The 22,457-nt window shown below is 52.8% G+C and carries 17 protein-coding genes; 7 read left to right on the forward strand and 10 right to left on the reverse strand.

All coding sequences use genetic code 11. The features are described from left to right. Positions 1-167: 167 nt before the first annotated feature. From BBF94_RS00695 to BBF94_RS00705, 3 genes are all read right to left on the reverse strand, one after another. Positions 168-503 carry a ComEA family DNA-binding protein gene (locus BBF94_RS00695; protein WP_065257134.1) on the reverse strand — a complete coding sequence of 112 codons (336 nt, stop codon included), beginning with the start codon at positions 501-503 and terminating at the stop codon, positions 168-170. Between the two features lie 110 nt (positions 504-613). Then, positions 614-2,608 (reverse strand): polysaccharide biosynthesis protein, encoded by a 1,995-nt coding sequence (locus BBF94_RS00700; protein ID WP_065257135.1) that lies wholly within the window; start codon positions 2,606-2,608, stop codon positions 614-616. Between the two features lie 80 nt (positions 2,609-2,688). After that, positions 2,689-3,726: an MraY family glycosyltransferase gene (locus BBF94_RS00705; RefSeq protein ID WP_065257136.1), complete on the reverse strand. Its 1,038-nt coding sequence runs from the start codon at positions 3,724-3,726 to the stop codon at positions 2,689-2,691. Between the two features lie 320 nt (positions 3,727-4,046). On the opposite strand from BBF94_RS00705, the gene BBF94_RS00710 reads away from it, so the two are divergent. From BBF94_RS00710 to BBF94_RS00740, 7 genes are read left to right on the forward strand one after another with little or no spacing between them, the layout of a single operon-like run. Further along, positions 4,047-5,066, forward strand: a complete 1,020-nt coding sequence (locus BBF94_RS00710) for a glycosyltransferase (protein WP_065257137.1) — start codon at positions 4,047-4,049, stop codon at positions 5,064-5,066. After that, positions 5,066-6,223, forward strand: coding sequence for an NAD(P)/FAD-dependent oxidoreductase (locus tag BBF94_RS00715; protein WP_065257138.1), 1,158 nt, complete (start codon positions 5,066-5,068; stop codon positions 6,221-6,223). The genes BBF94_RS00710 and BBF94_RS00715 overlap by 1 nt, the downstream gene beginning before the upstream one ends. Continuing rightward, positions 6,220-6,957, forward strand: a complete 738-nt coding sequence (locus tag BBF94_RS00720; RefSeq protein ID WP_065257139.1) for a glycosyltransferase — start codon at positions 6,220-6,222, stop codon at positions 6,955-6,957. Before BBF94_RS00715 ends, BBF94_RS00720 begins: the two co-directional genes overlap by 4 nt. Beyond that, positions 6,954-7,901 (forward strand): aldo/keto reductase, encoded by a 948-nt coding sequence (locus tag BBF94_RS00725; protein WP_065257140.1) that lies wholly within the window; start codon positions 6,954-6,956, stop codon positions 7,899-7,901. The genes BBF94_RS00720 and BBF94_RS00725 overlap by 4 nt, the downstream gene beginning before the upstream one ends. Positions 7,902-7,916: 15 nt before the next feature. Then, positions 7,917-8,285 (forward strand): GtrA family protein, encoded by a 369-nt coding sequence (locus BBF94_RS00730; RefSeq protein WP_065257141.1) that lies wholly within the window; start codon positions 7,917-7,919, stop codon positions 8,283-8,285. A gap of 28 nt (positions 8,286-8,313) precedes the next feature. Continuing rightward, a complete protein-coding gene (locus BBF94_RS00735) occupies positions 8,314-8,808 on the forward strand; it encodes a hypothetical protein (RefSeq protein ID WP_065257142.1) in 495 nt (164 codons plus the stop codon). Next, the gene (locus tag BBF94_RS00740; RefSeq protein WP_141676539.1) at positions 8,789-10,042 is read left to right on the forward strand and encodes a DUF6056 family protein; all 1,254 of its coding nucleotides are present in this window, start codon (positions 8,789-8,791) and stop codon (positions 10,040-10,042) included. Before BBF94_RS00735 ends, BBF94_RS00740 begins: the two co-directional genes overlap by 20 nt. Before the next feature lie 59 nt (positions 10,043-10,101). On the opposite strand, the gene BBF94_RS00745 is transcribed toward BBF94_RS00740, so the two are convergent. The 7 genes from BBF94_RS00745 to BBF94_RS00775 all read right to left on the reverse strand — a co-directional run bounded on the left by BBF94_RS00745 (position 10,102) and on the right by BBF94_RS00775 (position 22,405). Continuing rightward, a complete protein-coding gene (locus BBF94_RS00745; RefSeq protein ID WP_141676540.1) occupies positions 10,102-11,964 on the reverse strand; it encodes a hypothetical protein in 1,863 nt (620 codons plus the stop codon). A 207-nt stretch (positions 11,965-12,171) separates the two neighbouring features. Beyond that, positions 12,172-13,551, reverse strand: coding sequence for an FAD/NAD(P)-binding protein (locus BBF94_RS00750; protein WP_065257145.1), 1,380 nt, complete (start codon positions 13,549-13,551; stop codon positions 12,172-12,174). After that, the gene (gene cysC / locus BBF94_RS00755) at positions 13,548-14,141 is read right to left on the reverse strand and encodes an adenylyl-sulfate kinase (protein WP_065257146.1); all 594 of its coding nucleotides are present in this window, start codon (positions 14,139-14,141) and stop codon (positions 13,548-13,550) included. The genes BBF94_RS00750 and cysC overlap by 4 nt, the downstream gene beginning before the upstream one ends. Before the next feature lie 60 nt (positions 14,142-14,201). Further along, positions 14,202-19,016 carry a glycoside hydrolase family 99-like domain-containing protein gene (locus tag BBF94_RS00760; protein ID WP_176704390.1) on the reverse strand — a complete coding sequence of 1,605 codons (4,815 nt, stop codon included), beginning with the start codon at positions 19,014-19,016 and terminating at the stop codon, positions 14,202-14,204. Between the two features lie 88 nt (positions 19,017-19,104). Continuing rightward, positions 19,105-20,472: an ABC transporter ATP-binding protein gene (locus BBF94_RS00765; RefSeq protein WP_065257148.1), complete on the reverse strand. Its 1,368-nt coding sequence runs from the start codon at positions 20,470-20,472 to the stop codon at positions 19,105-19,107. Then, entirely contained in the window at positions 20,462-21,280 is an 819-nt protein-coding gene (locus BBF94_RS00770; protein WP_065257149.1) for an ABC transporter permease, read from the reverse strand. Before BBF94_RS00770 ends, BBF94_RS00765 begins: the two co-directional genes overlap by 11 nt. 117 nt (positions 21,281-21,397) lie before the next feature. After that, on the reverse strand, positions 21,398-22,405 hold the full coding sequence (locus BBF94_RS00775) for a glycosyltransferase family 2 protein (protein WP_082302345.1): 1,008 nt from the start codon (positions 22,403-22,405) through the stop codon (positions 21,398-21,400). Positions 22,406-22,457 lie beyond the last annotated feature (52 nt).

The raw sequence follows: 22,457 nt of genomic DNA on the forward strand, positions 1-22,457 counted from the left end.
ATGGCTTCAGTGGTGACTGAAATTATTATAGGCATAATCTAGAAGCAATATGATAGCCGTAATTTTCCATTATCGACGGAAAGGGTGTCGTGCTTCTGCGAGGTACCAGGAACCGGGAAGCAAAAAGGGCCGGTCAATGACCGGCCCCTTGGCGTTGAACAATCAGCTTAGTTCACTTCCAGCTTGTCGCGATTACGATCCAGGATCGCCTTGCCGATCCCCTTCACTTCCAGCAATTCATCCACCGACGCAAACGGCCCATTTGTTTCACGATAAGCAACAATTGCCTTCGCCTTGGCCTCGCCCACGCCTGCCAGTTCCTTTTGCAGAGTGGCCGCGTCGGCACTGTTCAGATCAACTTTCTGATTTTCAGAAGCGGCTGAAGCGTCCATCACCACAGGCGCCTTGTTCGCTTCGGAAGACGCCAGGGGCGCAGCAACAGCGGCAATCGAGGCGCTGGTCAGCAAGGCAAAAATCAGGGAATAGAAATATCCGGTACGCATAAGTGACGCTCCATCATCAATTGGGAAAGCAGCTTTTCCGAAGCTGCTCTCCAAAATTAGGCGATGATGGGAGCCTGTCAAAAACGTGTCCGTTACAGGATGTGAAACAATCAGGGTTCAAGACGGCGCTGCTGATGAATCCAGTCGACGATCTCACCGTCGGGGGTATAACCGCTGACGGTTTCACGCAGAAGCTGACGGACCCGAGAGTAATCGTCCGCGTCGACAGCCGCGAGCAGTTCTCTCAACCGGGATTTAAGAACTTCCCACGGCAAGTGATCCTCGTTGGCGGTCATGATCATCGGATGCGGCGTCGCGGCAACGTTGTCGCCAATCAGCAGCTCCTCATAGAGCTTCTCACCGGGACGCAACCCCGTGAACTCGATAGAAATATCGCCCTGTGGATTGCGTTCGGAACGAATGCTCAAACCGGACAGATGAATCATTTTCTCGGCCAGTTCCACGATTCTCACCGGCTCACCCATATCCAGCACGAACACATCGCCGCCCTGCCCCATGGAGCCCGCCTGAATTACGAGCTGGGCGGCTTCCGGGATCGTCATGAAGTAGCGGGTGATTTTCGGATGGGTGACCGTCAGCGGACCGCCGGACTTGATCTGACTGTGAAACAGCGGGATTACGGAACCGGATGAGCCCAGTACGTTGCCGAAACGGACCATGGTGAAACGGGTCTTGTTGACGCGGGAAACATTGGCCTTGTCGCCGAACAACACCGGCGCGACTTCACGACTCAAAGCCTGAAGCGTGAGCTCCGCAAGGCGTTTGGTGCTGCCCATGACATTGGTCGGACGGACAGCCTTGTCAGTCGAGATCAGCACAAAATTCGAAACGCCCGACTGCAGCGCCGCTTGCGCCGTGTTGAGCGTGCCGATCACGTTATTCAACACGCCTTCGGCGATGTTGTGCTCGACCATCGGCACATGCTTGTAGGCCGCCGCATGATAAACGGTGTCGACCTTCCACGTTTTCATCACATCCAGCAGCTTGTCCTGATGGCGGATCGAGCCGAGAATCGGCAGCAAACGAACAGGGGTCGACTCGCGACTGCCACGTTGTTCGAGCTCAGACAGAATGCTGTAGAGATTGAACTCGCTATGATCGAACAGCAGAAGGGTCGTCGGCCGCAACGAAAATATCTGCCTGCACAGTTCTGAACCGATGGATCCTCCCGCGCCGGTGACCATCACCGTCTTGCCCTTGATGCAGCGCTCGAGCAGATCCGGCTGGGCCGGCACTGCGTCACGCCCCAGCAGGTCGGCAATATCGACCTCTTGAATGTCCTCGACTTTTACCCGACCACTGGCCAGGTCAGTAAAGTTGGGAACGCTGCGAACGTGCAGCGGGAAACCTTCCAGGAGGTTGAGAATTTCCCTACGGCGGGCACGTGTCGAGGAAGGCAGCGCAAGCAGAATTTCCTGGGCCCCGGTGACGTCGATCATCTGCTGGATATGCTTGGGCTTATAGACCTGCAGGCCGGAAATGGAACGGTCAGAGATACCCGGATCATCGTCGATGAATGCCACGGGGCGCAGTACACGGCCCATGCGAAGTGCCGCGACCAACTGATTGCCCGCCACGCCGGCACCGTATACCGCCACCTTGGTCAGCCCGTCGTCACGGCTGGTGAACGGCACGTGCTGGGCTGCGGTAAACCAGTCACCCATGAAATACTGGCGCATGCACAGGCGCAGACCGCCGATAATGACAAGGCTGAGCCACCAATAGTTGAAAATGATGGAGCGGGGAACCACGGCCTCGTGGTTGCTGTACCAATAAACCACCAGCGCCAGGATCAGCGATGAAAGACTGACGGCCTTGACGATCGCGATCAGCGCATCGTTACCGAAGTAACGCATGACTGCACGGTACATTCCGAAACGGATGAAAAGCGGGATTGCAACGATCGGGGCACTGACGAACAACCAGAAATGTACTTTAAGCGGGTTGTACATATCGTCGATGCCGAGCCGGACGATGAACGCAAGCCAAAGAGAACCCCAGACCAGAAACACATCTGTGGCAACTTGAATCAGTCGTTTTTGCCTGCGTGGCAAACCTAACAAAAAGGCGCGTAATTTATCCATAAACCTCAACCGATCAGGCACATTGGCCCACTTAATCCGCCTTCATTGTACGTAATAATTAGAGGCCAGACGGATTTTGTCTAACGATCATTGCCCCGCACAGTTTTGACTTCAGACTCACCCGCATGAAACTTTACCGCCAGAACCAGCAATGGCACATAGGCAATTATCAGGCTTGCCGCTCCATCCAGCCCCGCCACTACTACGGCGATGGCAACCGGCAGTAGCCACAGCACATTGATCAACGCCACGGCAATGGTCACCGGCAAATGCCTTCCATAAACCCGCGAGGCGTACTGGTAGGCATGGCTTCGATGAGCTTCGTAGACCTTCTCGCCTCGCAGCAAACGCCTGAGCAACGTAAACGTCGCATCGACGATAAACACGCCCGGCAGGATCAGCCATGCCCACAAGAGATCCGGGCTGAGCGATGCCGCCTGTAGTGCAAAGACCCCCAAAATAATTCCCAGAAATCCGCTTCCGGCATCACCCATAAAAATTTTTGCCGGTGGAAAATTCCAGACCAGAAACCCCAGGACCGCCATTGCCAACAGCAATGGCGCCCAGACAAAGCCCTCATGACCGGTGATCCAATAGAGAAGGCAGGCTGAGCCACAGACAGTGATTGCCTCGACGCTGGCCAAGCCGTCGATTCCGTCCATGAAATTGTAAAGGTTCAACATCCATACCAGATAAAAAAGTGCGAAGACATTGCCAACCCAGCCTGGATTCAGGGTCATACCAAACACTTCCACCGGTGCCAGTCCGCCGGTCCACCACAACACCCAGGCCGCCGCAGCAAAATGGCCGAGCAGACGCCAGCGAGCCGCAATATGGCCATGATCATCCATGAATCCAATCACAGCCACCAAGCCGCCCGCACCGGCAGCGCCCAGAAAAAAGCCGGAATCGATCAACCCTGCTGACCACATTGCCACCAGGCCAGACAAAAAGGTCACGACGATCGATACCCCTCCGCCACGCGGAGTGGGAACAGTGTGAGAGCTGCGATCATTCGGCACGTCGAGCATGCTGCGGGCCAACGCATATCGGCGAAGGCCGGCAGTCAATGCAAATGAAAGGCCGCAGATAGCAGGTATGAGCCACCAGAAAGTCATCGAGTACATCACTCCAAAAGGTAAAACGTGTCACACGTGATGCCCCACGCTCTCTTTGATGAAACAAGTGAGCAGGCAAATGAGGGGAGACGGCGGCAGGCCGCGCCCGGTGCACCAAAACGGCTTAGGATACACGACGGATTGTCCCTCGGATGGCTGCCAGCAATCGTCGTGAGTAGCGGACGGGTTGTTTTTGCAGGTTTTCGTGCAGAAGGCCACGAACGAAAAGGATGACGCGAGCTACCTTGCAGATTAAGATTACGGGCTTTTTTTCGAAATGATGGGCGACAGCCGACGGCTGACGTCTCGAGGGACTTTAAATGGTATTTTTTCCAGTATTTCTTTCGGTTGTCTTCGTAGTGCGCAACCAATCTAACCATATTGGAAGTATCCTGGCAGACGCAGTTGAACGGATGTCCACGCTCGTTAGCGACTATGAACTTATTGTTGTCGATAATGCTTCGGATGACGATAGTATATCGATACTAAAAAACCTGACTGGCGAAAACGGCCTGCCTAACTTGCAAGTCTATGCACTGACCAAAGAGGTCGATGCCGATACCGCATCGTGGGCTGGCCTGGAAAATGCCTTGGGCGATTTCGTCGCGGTGATTGATCCGCTCGTTGATGACATCGCTTTCTTGCCTGAAATGCTCGACAAGGCCGTCAGCGGTGCAGATGTGGTTTTTGCCAAGAACAAACAGAAACCCGCACAAAGTCTCGCTTATGAAGTCGCCTATTCGGTCTTCAACAAAGTCTACAAATCGTTCAACGGCATACATCTTGCCACCGAGGCGCCGCAATATCGGGTGCTCAGCAAACGCGTCATCAATTTCATCCTGCAACACCCTCAACCATCCGTAACCTATCGCCACCTCCCGGCGACAGGCGGTTTTGCCCGTGCCAATCTGAACTACAGTTCCAGCCCCCGGGTTACACAGAAAAAACGACTGCGCGAAAGTATTGATCGAGGCATGCTCCTGTTGGTGTCGACCACTCGGGCGCCGATGCGGCTGGTTACTTCCCTTTCGCTGTTTGGAGCAGTCGCGAATCTCATCTACAGCTTCTATGTGGTCGCCAGCGGCTTTCTCAAAACAGATATTGCACCGGGCTGGATCAGTCTCTCCTTACAACAATCCGGTATGTTTTTCCTGATTTCGCTGGTGCTCCTGGTACTGGGTGAATACATCCTGCACATGACCAGCCTGACCAATGAAGGGCCGCTCTATCATATTGCCCAGGAGTTCACCAGCGCGCGCATAACCCGCCGGCAAAAGCTGAATATCGAAGAAGTCGCATCGCCTGAAACGCCACAAACCTCTTCAGGCAGAGTGGCCTGATGTCGACGACCAACATGCAGGATGCGGTCGTTATCGGAGGGGGATTCTACGGCGCAGCAATCGCGGTTTACCTTGCCAGACAACGCGGCATGAAACAGGTCACGCTTATCGAGCGCGAATCTTCGCTGTTGAGCCGGGCTTCTTATAACAATCAGGCTCGCGTACACAACGGCTACCACTACCCCCGCAGTTTCACCACGGCATACCGCAGCCGGATCAACCTTCCGAAATTCGTTCATGACTGGCCTGAAGCCGTAAAACAGGACTTCACCAAACTGTATGCGATCGCGCGACGCAATTCGAAGGTTACTGCCAACCAGTTCGAACGCTTCTACAGGGAAATTGGAGCAAAAATCGAACTAGCCAGCCCTGCACTTCGATCTCTGTTTGAGCCTCGGCTGATCGAAGAGGTTTTTCTGGTTGAAGAGTACGCATTCGACTCGACCCAACTTGCCAGATGGGCGTTACGTGAACTGCACGAGAACGGTGTCAGCATTCGCCTGAATACCCAGGCCGTAGCTATTGCCAACAGCCCGAATCAGTCGCTGAACATTACACTGGCCCCCGAAGGCAAAGATCGGGAACAGATCAGCGCTCGATACGTCTTCAACTGCACCTACAGTGGCCTGAACCAGTTTGGCGGCGACTTTCCCGGCACTCGCACTGCGTTGAAACAGGAAATCACCGAAATGGCGCTCATGCGAATGCCGCCAGCACTCAGCGATCTGGGTATCACCGTAATGGATGGACCGTTCTTTTCCGTTATGCCCTTTCCAGCTCGCGGCCTGCATACGGTTTCGCATGTTCGCTACACGCCCCACCTGCACTGGGCCGACGACCCCAATACAAATCCCTATCAAAAGCTGGACGGCTATCAAAGGGATACCCGGGTCGATCGTATGATCCGCGATATTGGGCGCTACTTGCCTTCAGTACTGGGCTCCGAATACGTCGACTCACTCTTCGAGGTCAAAACCATCCTCAGCAAAAATGAAGGTGACGATGGCCGACCTATTTTGTTCGAGAAACACGATACCCTTCCGGGCTGTTATTCCATCCTGGGTGGCAAGATCGACAATATTTATGACGTGCTGGAAAAGCTCGAGACTGAAAACCTGTCCGGCGCGCAAACCACTTCTTCCGAGCAAGCACAATGAACTCGCTGATTGAAATAACTATCCCGGTCCTGAACGAACAGTCAACGCTGGCCGAACAGGTTCGTAAAACCCACGATTATATTCAAGCCAACCTGAGTGATATCGGCACCATTCGCATTGTCCTCGCGGACAATGGATCCACCGACCGAACTCAAGAGATCGCCCTGGAGCTGGAAAAAAGCCTGTCCGACGTTCGCTACCTGCGCCTTGAACAGCGCGGAGTCGGTCGCGCGCTCAAAGCGTCCTGGACACAATCGAGCGCCGATATCGTCGGCTACATGGATCTGGACCTGGCGACCGACTTGAGCCACCTGCGCCCGGCGCTCGAAGCGCTGAAAGCCAACAAGGCAGATATTGTGACTGGCTCGCGCCTGGCCAAAGGCGCCAAGGTCATCGGGCGCAAACCCCTCAGAAACGTTACCAGCTTTGGCTTTAACCTCATCGTCAAACTGATTTTCCGAACGTCATTCAGCGATGGGATGTGCGGGTTCAAATTTCTCCAACGCAGTGTTCTCGCCCCTTTGATGCAGACAGGCGCCAACAGTGACGGATGGTTTTTTGCAACCGAGTTGCTGATCACCGGCGAACACTTGAAATACCGCGTGATGGACCTGCCGGTCACCTGGACTGATGATCCGAACTCGAAAGTGAAAGTGCTCAAACTGACCATCGAGTACCTCAAAGCGATGTTTTCCCTGCGCCAACGCCTGAACAACTCAAAGCGTGAAGCATGAAGAAGTCGAATCTCTCGCCAGAGCATAAACAGTTGGTATTGGGCACCGCACTCTGGGGCTGGGGTATTGACCGCACCCAGGCCTATGAGCTGCTCGAGCAGTTTTTGCTCAGCGGCGGATCAATGGTCGACACCGCGACGAACTACCCTATCAACAAGCGTCAGGAGGACTTCGGTCTCGCTGTTCGCTGGATTGCTGACTGGGCCAGGCAAAACCCCAAATCCAACCTCGCACTGACTGTCAAAATTGGTTCGCAGGACAATATGGGTTCGCCTGACGTCAGTCTGGGCCCGGATGATATAGACCGCGCAGCCAGTACCCTGCACAGTCAATTTGGTTCGGCGCTTTCCTGCGTTTCGATCCACTGGGACAATCGCTCGGATGACGGCATGTACGGCGCAAGCATCGCAGACACCGTCGACGCCATGTCCAGGCTTGAACAGCAGGGTCTCGGTATCGGTCTTTCGGGAATCAAACATCCCGAGCTGTATTACAAGGCCAATCCGTCGCTCTCTCGCAAATGGGCCATTCAGGTCAAAGAGAACCTCAAAACCCATGCTGCTCGCGCAGCTTACGAAGCCTGGTTTCCCGATGCAAAGTATCTGGCCTACGGTATCAATCTGGGTGGCCTGAAGACCGAAGCCAGCAAGACGAATAGCTCGATGGAACTGCGCAACATCAGTATTCCTCAGGCGTTTACACAGAAACTCGTCGACTTCATCAACGAGCCGCACGCATTCGAACCAAGACCCACAACGCTCAACGAGCTGGCCCTCGCCGCTTCCTTCGTAAACCCGCAACTGTCCGGGATAGTCATTGGCCCCAGAAACACCGACCAATTAGACAACACCCTCAGCTATTGGAAATCGCTGCAAGCACAAGCAGACACAAGCACAGGGCAGAAAATCTTCACTCGACTGTTCGAAGAATTACCGTCCGACTAGGAAGACCCGCTGACAATGCAACCGCTCAAATTCATATTTGCAGGCGTCGCCAATACGGCCATCGGCTATGGCGTTTTCTTGCTACTTGTCACATTGCTGGACATGAACCCTTCCTATGCGAACACCATTGGCTATGTCATTGCCTTGATAGCCGCGTTCATCCTCAACAAGACTTTTGTGTTCAACCAATCCACCACTGATCGAAGCACGATACCGAAGTTCATTGTTGCTTTCGGCATTGCTTTTGGAAGCAACCAGCTGGTGTTGATCTCCGGCTATCGCCTGGCGGGCCTGGATCCGAAAATCGCGCAAGTATTCGCAATGATCTCTTATACGGTTGTGTTTTACATCCTGAATAAAAAATTCGTATTTAATAGAAACTGACAAGCTCAGATTAGATAGGGGCTAAAGCATGAAAAAACACCCCTCCTTGTTATCATCGGCCCCATTCAACCTATGGACAATTTCGTATGGACTGGGCCTTACCCTTTCTGTTCTCATTACAATATCGCTGTTCTTCGCCAACAACGCCACCGAATCTACGCAATTACCACCACAGACAAACAACACTTCAGTGCTGAAAGGCAATTTCGAGCAATGCAAGATCGGCTCTTTCTGGATAACCGTCAGCGGGTGGGCATATCTTGAACCAGCCGAGAGCACCATCAAAATCCATCTGTTCGCTACCGGCAACAAAGGCGTAATACAGCTACTTACCCGACGCATTTACAGAAAAGACGTCAGCAATTTTCTAAAAATAAAGAGCGCACTTAATCTCCATGGCTTTTACGCCTCGGCGATCGGCTACAAGCTCCGCAAGCGCTATGGAACATCCGTTCAGCTTTACATCGAAGACTCAAAAGGTGTAATGCACTATGGAGGCGCATATGTCTGCACTAAACAATAATCACCGAGCATACAGAGCATTATTCTTCATATTGCTTTCGGCAACACTTTACGCGGCTTTCTACTTCAGCTTGAGCATCAGACCTTTGTCCGACGATGTCACTTTCCTGAACGCAGCAACATCCGGACTTTCTACTATCGATTACCTTTCAACACGCTATTTCACATGGACTGGCCGAATAACAATTGAAGCTATCATGTTTACATCCATTGGCAGCCCCATTGCCTGGAAACTGGCCATACCGTCATGCCTGCTTCTCGCAGCCTACTCCATATGGAAGTCTTTTCTTGCAGATAAACTTGATTACAATCTCGGAATTCCATTCTGCCTGCTTTGCACATTAGCGGTCAGTCACGCCATACTCGACTCCACCGTCTTCTACATCACCGGCTTTTATAACTACCTTCTGCCCGTTTCATCCGGACTGTTTGCTTCTGCGGTTTATATAAAGCCTTCATCCTTTACGAAACTGGAAAAAATTTTTGCAATTCCTCTAGCCGTTATTGCATCCCAATCTGAACAGGTCGGTCTATCAATGACCGTTATCTTCGCAGCATGCCTGATTCTGGATCTTAAACATCTAGCACTTTATAGAGCGCTGTTGCTCTTCATCGTTACCACAGGCTTTATACTCCTCATCACCGCTCCCGGAAACTACGTCCGCTTCGCGTCAGAAATCATTTACATGCCAGAGTTCAACAACTATTCCTTATCAAGAAAAATCCTGAACGGCTTCGATGTTTTCAATACACATTACATCAACCCGGCAAACCTCTACCCAAAAGCCATTGCAATACTTATCGCACTACTGACATTAGACAAAAATTTTGAGCTAAAGAAAACCGCAACAACTGTAGCAATTATTGGAATTCTACAAGGCAGCTTATTTTCAAACATTTTTATTACTGGGGATACCGAAAATTACTCAATTCGATACTTGAGCTCAGGTCTGGGGTTGGAGTATTTTGCATCATACACACTAACGATCGCCTCGCTTGCGAGCATAATTTACATAATGAAAAGGACCTTGGAAGACACCACCAACTTCTACTTTTCATTACTCCTGCTTCTGTTGCATGTTGGCGTCACGACGCTGTTAGGACTATCACCAACAGTCTATGAGTCAGGATTCAGAGCCCTCCTCGTAGGCGACATTATTGGTCTGATGCTTATTTTAGTATTGTTCAGGAGAGTGGCTGGCTGGCCAGCAAGTCCAGTCCTTCCAAACTCTTGAACCAGCACGCCACGTCACTGAAGCGGAGCGCGGTCTTTCGACAGCACTCCGCAATCAGCCTAATCCTCAGCCACGACTGCATTCGTTCTATTCGGGCGAACCAGCAACTGACAGAGCAGCATCACAATGCCCAGCACACTCATTGTGTTTGTATAGAACAGTAACCGAGCATCTGCGGCATTACCAAACAAGGCCAAACCTGCAAAATAGAACCCCGCCGACAAGTACACCACAACAATCTCGACGCTAACTTTCTTTAAAGCAACTAGCCACCAAAACAGAACTATTGAAAGCAAGTAAAGAACCCAAGGCTTAAACAAGACGAGTTTCGACGCATCAAAAACGTACTCCACAACCTGGTCACGCACACTTGAGGTTGGCAGCGTATATCCGTACTTATTGGCGTCGACTTGTGGAGTCACAGCCAAAAATTGCTCTCCTACATTTGCCCCCACAAGAAACTTTGACAGCATCAATTTATTGTAACCAAAGCAAATGGGGTGCTCCTTGATGACCGTCAACCACAGCTCATCGAGACTCTTGTTAAAAGGTATCTTTGAAAAGAAGCCCAACGATAGATTTGAATGCCTCGGATCATAACTTGCCTGAATCCCCGACAATGTTAGATCTGGCGCTATCCTCTCAAAGAGATTCTCTCCAGTGCATATACTTGCTCCGGCAATATCCATCGCACGGGTTACCCGAATAAGTGCAGTAGCACCTTTGATCTCTCGAAACTCAGGCAGTGTATATCTGTCCAGTTGAAGCTTTACCGCGTACACAGCTCCGATCAAAACCACACCAGATAACGTGACGAAAGCCAGGGTCGGCATTCTAGAGGGAAAGCGTTTACTCATTAACCAAGCCGCGTAGAAAAGCAGCGGCACAGCGGCGGTTATGCCATTGTGCCGAGAGCAGATGCCCAGGAACACAAGAAATACTGAAAGAGCGAACAGAGCACAAAAGCTCGAACGACCTCTGGGCTCTTTCATAGCCAGCATCACCGCAAAAGCCGCAACAAAAAACGCAGCCATTAGTACGTCTTTCCATATTGCGGCAACCGTGCCAATCACGACCGGAATAATCAGGTACAACAATAGGAACAGCGTTGTGAGGCTGTGCCTTTTTAAAAAATGATACATAACATAATAAACACTCCCCAGCAACAACAGCAGCTGAGAGAAAAACATGGCCACGGGGCTACTTGAAAAAATATCGATCACGCGCCAAATATAACTCACCACCGGTGGCCATGTGGAATCGACAACGCCGTTTCTCGCGCCATCAAGAGCATGGAACGTGTCAAAGGTCATGAAACCAGGATAAAAAACCCATATCACTGACAGGGAGGCAATTGTCGGAAGCAAAAACCCGGGGAATATTATGAACAGACGTTTGACATCTCCTCTCGCCAATACAAGAAACAGCATAAAAAACACGAAAGAACAGGCCGCACCAATAAGCATCAACCTCTTGTCATTGATACTTCTGTCTGGCTTGAAAAGCACCAGTTCAAACTGCGGGTCTTCGTCAGAGGTATTTACCAACAACCTCTCCCCTACAACCTCAATCTTATTGATACCCTGAAGTGGGGTTATCCGTTTTAGCAATTCTTCCGGCGCCAATACAACCGTCGAAAACAGATACTCCAGCTGCACACTTTTTATCGACATATTGACTAGGTGATCAGAGGGATCCACCCGAATCATTTTCATTGCACCGTCAGGCAATGTTAAGCCGATTGCGAGATCCGCCTTACCGGAATATGCAACCCGCTCACTTTTTTGCGCATCATAAGTAGGATAGATCAAAGATTCCGTAAAAACCGGAAAATAGATCTGCATAAATTCAGGCGTATTGGTTTCCGCATAAAAAACGATCCGATCCTTATGAGCCGCGCTCAGACCGAAAACCAGAATCAAAGAGAACACCAATGACGCAAAATAAAAAAGTACTGCCCTTACAAGGCACCTTAGAGTCAAGAATCTCATAATCCCTCTGCCCAGCATTTGTTTTTTCCAGCCAGGCCGACGAATTCGCCCAAGTTCGAAGGAAGGCCTGATTAAAGATCGCTCAATCGGGTTTACCGCCACAGTGCCAAGCCACGGAAAGGGCTGGCACCGTGCCTGTCATTTCCTGATATTGTCGACCAACTTGACTGCCAGATTTTTAGAATATTGCCGTAACTCCGGAACAGCCGTCGCTTCCCAGTAATCTGCCTTCAGCATCGGTCCGACGTAATGCAACCACGAGGAGCAAGTACCTGAAGTATTTTTTACGGCCAGCTCCCCGTCGACACACAATCCCAGGCCGAGAGCGTCAACCTGTATCAAGCCATCGACACAGAGCTGCTGAATAAGCGGATCGTTCACTCGATACAAGTTAGTCGTGGGGCCAGTGCAATTGATAACTTGCTCGACCTCCAACTCTTCGAGTCTCTGCTCGTCGCGCGTTTGAATACCGACGCGCAAATGGTCTAGGCCGACTGTGACGCTTTTGATACGCCCTGCCAGGAATCGAATTCGTCCGCTCGCCAATGCCTCTTCGAAACGCCGGTATGCCTCCGGGGCCACGCGATGACGGTGTACATCCCAATATGGCTGGAGATGGCGCAAGAAACGCCGACGCTCGGCAAGGGGTAACCGCCCCCACAATTGCGCCGTGACAGGACGCAGGGCCGCTACCCAGTCACGCCAGTCCAGACCTGAGCGCTCGGAAGCCTTGATCGCGCCCCGCAGCAATTGAACGTATGCACGCACTGAAGGCTTCGAACGCAAGAGTCGGCCGGCAAAGTCGGTGGGGACTTCCTCAGCCGTGCGTTTCGATCGATGGGGCAAAGGACGCAGCCCGCGACGAGAAACCATATAGATAGGGCCTTGATGTCCGCTTTGCAGCAAGCCCAGCGACACATCAAGAGCCGTGAGTCCGGAGCCCACCAGTAAGACAGGGTGGTTCAGATCTGCAGACATTCTCGAAACGCCAGCCCACGGATCGGACTGGTACCGGTCGACGCCCATCGACGAGCAGAATCCCGGAGGGTCGAGCGGCGAAAAATTGCCGAATGCCAGAACCACCTGGTCAGCAATGATGGACTGGCCGTTGGCCAATTCGACAACAGCTCCAGACTGTCGGGGCTGAAGGCTTCGGACTTCCGCAACAATGCGCTCCAGCGTCACGCCCTTTGCGCAATGCTTTTCGGCATCATCCAGAACCGACGTCAGATACTCTCCATAAATCTTGCGCGGAATGAATGACGATTCCGTGCAGGCGGGATCCCTCGCCTGGCAGAAGCGTAGAAAGTGCTCAGGGTCATCGACGTCCGCACTCATATTGCCCGCAGGCACATTGAGCAGGTGTAACGGGCTGTTGGTACCGTACGCCAATCCTCGCGCCATGGTCCCGGAGCGGTTGATGAGTACGACTCGGACATCGGAGGGGCTGCGACGCAAGAATTGTGCTGCCGTTACTGCACCGCTGAAACCAGCGCCAATGATGACGAGGGTTTTCATTGATCAAACCTTTTATCCAGATATTCCAGCACTCTTGCGATGGATTCGGACAGGTCTTCGGCAACGGTGTTGATGCGAATATCCGGATTGACCGGTGCCTCATAGGCAGAGTCGATCCCGGTGAAATTCTTGATCTGGCCCGCTCTCGCCTTACTGTAGAGTCCTTTCGGATCGCGTCGCTCACACTCTTCCAGCGAGGTATCGATAAAGACTTCGACAAATGCTTCATTGCCGATGACGTCACGCGCCATGGCGCGATCACGATGAAACGGGGAAATGAACGCGGTGATCACGATCAACCCGGCGTCGATGAGTAATTTCGATACTTCTGCAACACGTCGAATATTCTCGACCCGATCAGCATCGGTAAAACCCAGGTCCTTGCACAAACCCATGCGCAAGTTGTCGCCATCCAACAGAAACGTGTGCCGGGCCTTGGCCACGAGTGCCTGCTCCAGGGCATTGGCGATCGTCGACTTGCCCGAGCCGCTCAAACCCGTCAGCCAGATAACAGCCGGTTTTTGCCCCTTTACCTGAGCTCTTGCCGACGCGCTGATGGCGGTAGCGTGAAAAACCAGATCCTTGCTCATACGATTAACCTTATTCGAATCAGACTACAAGGCCCGCCAGCAACTGGCGGGCCTTCTGCTCTAAGCGTGGGGCAACAAGCGATCACGCAAGGCCTTGATGCGCGCCTCGCAGATCCGGTAAGACTCGCTAGCCAGCAAGTCCGCACGCTGTTGCTCATCAGTCAGCGCAAGCGTATGAGTATCGCAACCGATCCGGTGAATGTAATCGCCGATAAAATCACAGGAACGCAGTGACGCCCAATCCGTACCGTCGCGCGTGAACAACTGCATGGTCAGATAGTAGTCTTCCATGTACTTCATATCATCGAAGTAGGTGACTGCTTCCAGGTCGCACTTGTTCAGATCGAGCAGAAAACTGTGCAGCGGCGCGTGGTTATGCTCGATGAAATCACGGTAGTTTTCACCGTAATCGTAAATCTTGTCACGCTTGACGATGCAACCTGTCGCCGAATCCACCATGGTGGAGTAGACACGTGCAAAGGTTGCATTCTTGCCACTGGACTTGATCTGTTCCAGTTGCGAGCTGTAAGCCCACGGAAACAGCATGTCGTCATAATCAAGAAATGCTGCGTAACCACTGCCGACAGCCTTGAGCGCATCGTTCAACATCAACGAACGCAAATCCGGCGCTTGCTCCGTCGAGAAGTAACGGCGAATCACCGGAGCACAATGCTCATTCCACGGCAGTTGAGCGAGCTGCGCTTCAAGTACTGCGATTTCCTGGTCATCCATATCTTGAATAGCCAGAACAGGCAGAACCTGGCTACCGGACTGAGCGATCAATGAAAGAAGTGCATTGATCAGCGATGCACGGTCACCACGACGGTGGTAACGCACGATGGTCGAAACCGTGTCGAGCGATGATCCGTGGATGCCGTTGTCCGGCAGCAGTCGGAAACATGAGGCCTCACAGCAGATCTTGTAGCCGATCGTCGGTGCATTCGGACGCAACTCCATGCAGGCAACCTGATCAGGCTCGATACTGAAGTTGACAGTATTTTCGCCCTGCACAAACGACGGATCGTTTCGCAGACTGGCCGACACGGAATACCCCTTGTGCCGCTTGGCCATTTTCAGCAACGACTCGATGGCCGTTGCAGGGAACAGGCAAATATCGCTGAAACGCAGCGTGAAGTCGGATTCGCCAGGCGCATGCACGGAGACATTCACACCTTTTGCCCGCAAAGCTTGCTGAAGCTCTGCATTTTCTACAGAAACCGAGCAAGCCTTGAACGCATCCGAATTGGCAAGGCATGCCAGGAACTTGCGACGCGACTCCGGTTCAGCCTCCAGGCGAGCCTCTGCTTCAGGCGTCAGCACCACATCCAGCTTCAAATCTGCTGGCAGGACACAGTCGACGGTCGCCGAAAACGACTGGCCGGACAACGCACGTCCGATGGAGTTGAGGTAGCCGTAACCAAAGCGGGTATCGGGCTCAAGGTGCGCCCCCTCAGCCCATTCGTTCCAGGCGTTTACCACTACGTAGCGGCGATCTTCCGGCAGGTTCCGCTCGGAGTAATCCACCAGAAACTCCATCCAGCTCTGGAATTTTTCCGTAGTGAAGTGGTTAAGCACGTACGCTCTGTTACCGTAACGAGCAGTGTTATCCCAAGTTGGAACCAGCGACCGGAAGAGCGTGAAATCCTTGCCCAGATCCTGCCCCATGTAGTGATCGGCAACTTCAGAGTAGTTAATGATGTTGCCTTCAAGAGGCCAGTACGGGTGCAACTGGCTGCGAGTGTCCTGTACCGCATCGGCAGTCCAGTCATGCAGTACCCGCTCGACGGCAGAGTCCATGCCATGGTCTTGCGGATTTGTCGCACCGCGCGTCAGCGTCGCCACCATATATGGCGCCTTGAGACCCTCGCGCTCGCACTCTTCGCGCCAGACAGCCAGGTATTCATCGATATGCTCGATCGAGGACGGACGATACACGTGCAACATCGGACGGCCATCTACTTTGATATAGCGCTCGTCCTTGAAGAACGGGATCAGATAGCGAATAAAGCCACGGGCGTCCTCTTTCGAATAGACCTGCCCCAGCAGAATTTCCGCCTCGTTACCATCCCAGCGGCGAGTCCAGTTCTCGTTCGCCCAACAGAAACAGAACGGCATATTGATCTGCTGATTATCCAGCAGCATCTGTGCCGGCTTCTCGAGGATCATTCTGCCGGTGAACCAGTAATGATAGAAAATCAGGCCGTGGACACCTGACTTCTGCATCATTTCGGCTTGCTGCTGCAACTTGGCCGGGCCGTCCAGATGGTAGTAACCGATGTCCTCGTGCGGGACATGTTGCTGGTAGTGTCCGTGGAACAAAGGATTGGCAGAGCGAACCTTATACCACTCGGTAAATCCGGTGCCGTGCCATTCATCATTCTCGGGTGTCGGGTGAAATTGCGGCAGGTAGTATGCCAGCACCTTGATGGTGTCGTGCTTGATGCTCGCAGAGTAATCAACCTGTGGCTCGTAATACTCACGAGGCTCATGGGAAATCTGCGGCGCCTCCAGCTGATAGTTACGCCCGTCACTGTTCGTCGTGCTCACCAGCAACAGACGCTCCAGCGAACGGCTCAGCAGATCACCCGCGACAACGTCGCCCTGACTCGTGAAACTCTCGAATTTCAATGGCAGGCGCAAGAAGTCCTGGATCGTGCCGACGCGTGCCCAGAACAATCCGGCGCGCGGGAATTGCACGCCCGGAAATGCCTTCGCATCGACCGCGCTGAATTTTTCCAGAGCCGCGGCAATCACGTTTCCGGCATCACTCCAGCCAGCCTGACGGTAGATGGCAGCTTCAGCTCGGTTATCGGCGGGATACACCACTTTGGCGTCGCCACCGAGCAACTGAAGAATTTGTCCGACGTTGGCAGGCGAACCACACAGCAGATCCACACGCTCCTTGTAGCCCGAACCTTCAATGTTATCGACACCATCGACCTCATCATGGAAGTGCGCTACGACGTCGTATTCACTCAGAAGACCACCGAACTGGACGATCAGTGCAGCAAACGCGCCAACTTGCGCGGGCACGGTTTCAACCACCAACTTGCGTATCAGAGGTACAGCACTGCGCAGCGACTTGTCGTCGAACTTCGAGCCATTACCCATGATTCGGGAAATGAACAGATCGAACTCGACAGGAATATTTTTCAGGTCGTTCAGCCAATTTCCTGATAGCTGCTCGCTGCTTAAGTGAAGATGAACGGCAACCATACCAGGCATCACTTGCGGGGCGTCTGACAGATAAGGATCCAGATAGTAAGGCACGACCTTCAGTACTTCGTATTCGGTCAAAACTGCATCGCCAAGCGGACTGGAGACTTGTTTCAACGCCAGCCGCTTCTGACTGAGCTTGAGCTTGCGAACTGCAATAGCCAGTGCATGACGCAGACCGCCACGGCGGGCCTCGCGTACAAAGCGGCTGAGCAGCTGCGGCTGTTGCGCAACCAGATTCAACAGTTGTATGGCGAGACGATGGCGACCGACCTTGCGGGATAGATGGTAGTTACGACCTTTGGTGTCGTAGATCGACCGCCCTTCATAGTACCCGTAGCGCAAGTAATGGATCAGCGGATTGATACGACGCAACCGCACGTCCGGATAGCTGTCGAGATAGGCCTTGGTGGAGAATCCTGCCGACGGGTCACGCCCCTCACGCCAGCCCTGCTCAAGATAGTGCTGCAACGGGTTGACACCCGCCGCCCGAACATCTTCATAAGTAGTAAGGTAATAGTCGGCGCTGAATAGCTCACTATCGGCCGGATGATCGCCGCGATAACGGATCCCGAACCGATCGGCAACATGAGAGATCAGGGACTTGAGCAAAAAGCGTCCAGAACCATAACGACGCAGATCAGCCTCAAGCATTTGAACCAATTGTTCCGTGTCGGAATGACTGGCCAGGGAAGCGCCATACTCGGTTTCAAGCCAACGGCGATGGCCATCAATCAGGGCGTAATTCGACTTCAATTCGTCAAAGCGAGCCTCAAGCTTGCTGTAATCGGTAGCAAGTGCACCGTGTTCAGCTTCTAGACTTTCGATGGTCTCGTCCTTCTGAGTCAGTTTCCCACTCAGTTCAGCGTTGTCCAGATCAAAACGATGCATGAGTCGATAGGCAGGCAAACGCTCGTTCATCGCCTCGCAGAGACTGTTGACAGTGCTGAGGACCGTTTGGTCATCAGCACGCTCATCACGCGAGAGCTCCAGAAGCAGGAGGCTGAGGCTCAAGACATCGACCGGTACAGCGGAATCTTTTTTTAGCTCGTCCAGCGAAAAGCTGTTGTGCTGCAGCGACTGCTGGAGAAAGTTGCTCTGATAGTCCAGGAACTCGGGGCCCTGCGGGTCAAACGGCAACCCCAGCGACTCGGACATGCGCCGCAGCTGCTTTTCGGGTTCCTGAAGCATCAACTCGTAATTTACAAAAACGCGCGATGCGCCCTGGCTGTATTTCAAGCTAAACAGCATATGCTCAAGCCAGAGAAAGTAGCCTTTCTCAACTTCAAACTCGTTCCGCTTGACCAATGAATGCGCAACATTTATCGGATTACGGAAAGCAATGACATAGCTGACCTGCAGACCCAACTCGGCAAAGATCTCCTGCCAGAATGGCAGCAGTCGAGACATTCGCGGATCTTTTACGCCGAAACACTTGATCTCACTGAGCTTCTCGCGCAGATGCTCGAGTGCACGCGCTTTGTGGTTCTGCGCGACCGGCGAGTCCAGCTCTTCCCGGCGGATAGGAAGCAAGCTGTCCCAGCTGTGTCCCAGATCAGCCAGCAACTCTTCGTTGTAAGCAGTGATGGTTGCGTCTTCAAAAAAGCCTTTTTCGTTATTGCCCGACTCGGCAGGCAACAGGTTATCGCCCAGATCCACACCAAGGACTTTCAAACCACGCGTAATGGCACTCGTACCGCTCCGGTGCATGCCCAAAACTACGACTATTTGTTTATGATCCATAAGATTAATTATGCTCAACACTTGAAATGGTAAAAGCTGGGATACATTTGAAATCGACTGTTCCGGTTGCTGTGATCGCAGTTTCTGGCAGAACGCGAAACAGGCAGGCATCGATCAAACGATGCAGATAGGTTTCCCCTTCCCCTACGGCACCGACTACCCCCGAATTGAGGAAATACGTTCCGGGGTTCAAGTTGCACTCGAACTTGAATTCAACATCGACTTCAGCGTCGGCCGCCACGTAGTCGATGGCGTCCTGAGTGCTGGCCGCGCTGGCTGCCCCACCGATCTCGATACCGGCAAGCGTTTTGATCATCATGCCAAAGCGAACCGCCACAGCCCCCGTCGAAAAAGCTACGCGATAGGTATAACGGTAGCTATCACCGCGCTTGAGGCAGTTAACCTGTTTACCGGCCGCATTGAGGATGCGTGGTTCGCTGATCAGAACACCGTGAGATTCGTAGGACATCACACTTTTGGAAACGATATGAGGATCGAAGTACTCCTCAAGTCCGTTGTCCTTCGCCTGTGACGCCTCGACTGCCACCTCGGTGCGTTTGGCCTCCCGCTGGAGTTCAAGGCGCTCGAGTACACCGGTCTTGATCGATTCGCGGATTTCCGCAACTTTGTCCGCAGGCGCATACAGCAGCTTCTGGTACTGGCCGACAATGACCTTGGGCACACCTTCGGCGAGCTTCTCTCCCTTATCCAGCAGAATCGCCCGCGTACACAGTTCGATGACGGCGCTCCCGGAATGCGACACAAACAGAATGGTCGCGCCACTGGCCTTGATCGCCTCGATCCGCGCGAAGCATTTACGCTGGAACAATTCATCGCCGACCGACAGCGCTTCATCAACAATCAGGATTTGCGGGTCAACATTGATCGCCACGGCAAAAGCCAGGCGTACCATCATGCCACTGGAGTAGGTCTTGACCGGCTGATCGATGAATTCGCCGATTTCCGCAAAGGCTTCGATCTCGGCAAAACGGGCTTCAGTCTCGTCTCGTGTTAGGCCAAGTACGGCAGCATTCATGTACACGTTTTCGCGACCACTGAATTCAGGGTTGAATCCGGAACCCAGCTCCAGCAAGGCTGCGACACGACCGTGAGTCATGATGTCGCCGTGTGTCTGATTGAGCGTGCCGCAAATCATCTGCAAAAGTGTCGATTTACCACTACCGTTTCGTCCGAGGATACCAACGGTCTCGCCTCGGTCGATGGTGAACGAAACACCCTGCAGGGCCCAGAACTCACGAAAGTATTGCTTGCGTCCGCGTGCGAACATCTGCATCAGCCGATCTCTCGGCTTGTCGTAAATATGGAAACACTTACTCAGGTTGTTGACGGCAATAGCGGTATTAGAGGACATCGGCGAACCCTTTTCGCGTTTTTTGGAACCACGCAAATCCTAGCCAAAAGACAAGAGCTGCAGCGATATAGTAGAAACCCAGGTGAATCAGACTCGGCAGTTCGCCCCTGAAGAGCAGAGCCCGGGTATCTTCAATCGCCGGGGTCAGGGGGTTCAAAAAGAGCAGATGCCGGTATTCTTCAGGCAGCGCCGTGATCGGATAAAAAATCGGTGAAAGAAACATCAGGACGGAAGTGCAGACACCGATGATTTGACTGACATCTCGCAGGTACACGCCCATTGAGGCGAGAAACCAAACCAGGCCGACAACAAAAATGATCAGAGGAGCCAGAAATACCGGGAGCAACAGAATGGTGTACTGAAGCTTTCCGAAAAAAATAAGATAAGCAATCAGCCAGACACTGAGGCTGACGAGAAAGTGAAACATAGCCGCGCCCAGCGTAACCCATGGAAGTATTTCCAGCGGGAACACCACTTTCTTCACGTAGTTGACGTTGCCAATAATCAGCCCTGGGGCTCTGTTTATACACTCGGAAAACAGATTGAAAACGATCAGCCCCGCAAACAACATGAGCGCAAACTCGGTTTTCGAGCTGCTATCGACGCTCCATCGGGCTTTGAACACGACGCTGAATACGAATGTGTAAATCACCAGCATCACAATCGGATTGAACAGTGACCACAACATGCCCATGATCGACCCGCGATAACGCCCAACGATCTCCCGCTGCACCAGCGCCCGGATGAGACCTTTGTTGCGCCAGATGCTATTGAGCATCTCCTTTGGCGAAGCAGAAAAGTTCAGCATTGTCTCAAAACCTCAATAAATCCGAGGGGGTTTAAATTCCTCAGCAAACTCTCTCGTCCTGCCATCACTTGAATTACCACAACACTCTTCCTGAAAGGGGCCAAGTCCGACTGCGTATCAGATTCCATTGAATACCGCCGCCAAAAGCAGCCCAAGGTTGCCCCATAAGGATTGGCGGTAGACACCAGATCGCCGTAACCAGATGATCCGGGCCAATCCGCGAGAACTTCGTGCCCGCTGAAAAAGATCCAGCCTCATCCGGCTTTCTTCATTCAACTGGAATCTGGTCGACTCCAGTGCCGCAATATTCTTTTGATTCCACCCACGGAAACGACCGCGGAACTGCATCCGTACTCTATTCAATTGCGCCATCAGGCCCGATGTAGAGCCGATGAGGTTTGCTTCATGCTGCCTGTAGAGAATGGTTGGACAAACGTCGTAAGTGACTCGCCCTCCAGCACCTGAAACGAGCAGATACGCCCACCAGTCATGCGAAACGATGTCCAGACTGGAACCGGCCTGCAGGAACAGCTTACGGGCAGCCTGATTGAAGACCATTGTGTTGCCCCCTCCCACGCTTTGCACTAGCGCATTGGCAAATCCGACGGGACGCTCAAACAGAGGAGACAAACCTATGGTTGCCCCCTCCTCATCGATCAATTCGGTCCTGCCACAGTAAAGAGCCGGCTCCAGTGGAGGGGTGCCCTGAAGCTCGCACAAGGCGCGCTCCAGCTTGTTTTCTTGCCAGATATCATCCTGATCGGCCCAGGCATAGAAATCGGACTCGATGGATTGGTCACAGGTCAGCGAAAGGAAGTTGGCGGCGTATCCACGTCCCGGTCCCTGGCGAATCGACAGTTTGCCTTCTCCCCAGCGCTCGGCGTATTCGCGTAATAATTCCAGGGTAGAGTCGTCAGAACTGTCATCTGACACCACGACAAACCAGTGGGGATAGCTTTGGCGCGCAATGGAGTCCAGTTGCTGTGCCAAAAAACGCTCGCCATTGAAGGTGCACAACAGAACGGCAACACGTCCGGAAGGACCACCTGGTTCCTGCTGAAGCCGGTCGACAATGCGGTGATCCGGACTGCTGTTTTGAACATCCGGGAAAAGAGGGGCTACCACCGAGCACTCCGTTGCTTAAAGGAGAAAATTTCACCTGTGCCGATTCGTTCAA

It is taken from the genome of Pseudomonas bananamidigenes (assembly GCF_001679645.1).
Taxonomy (GTDB): Bacteria; Pseudomonadota; Gammaproteobacteria; order Pseudomonadales; family Pseudomonadaceae; genus Aquipseudomonas; species Aquipseudomonas bananamidigenes.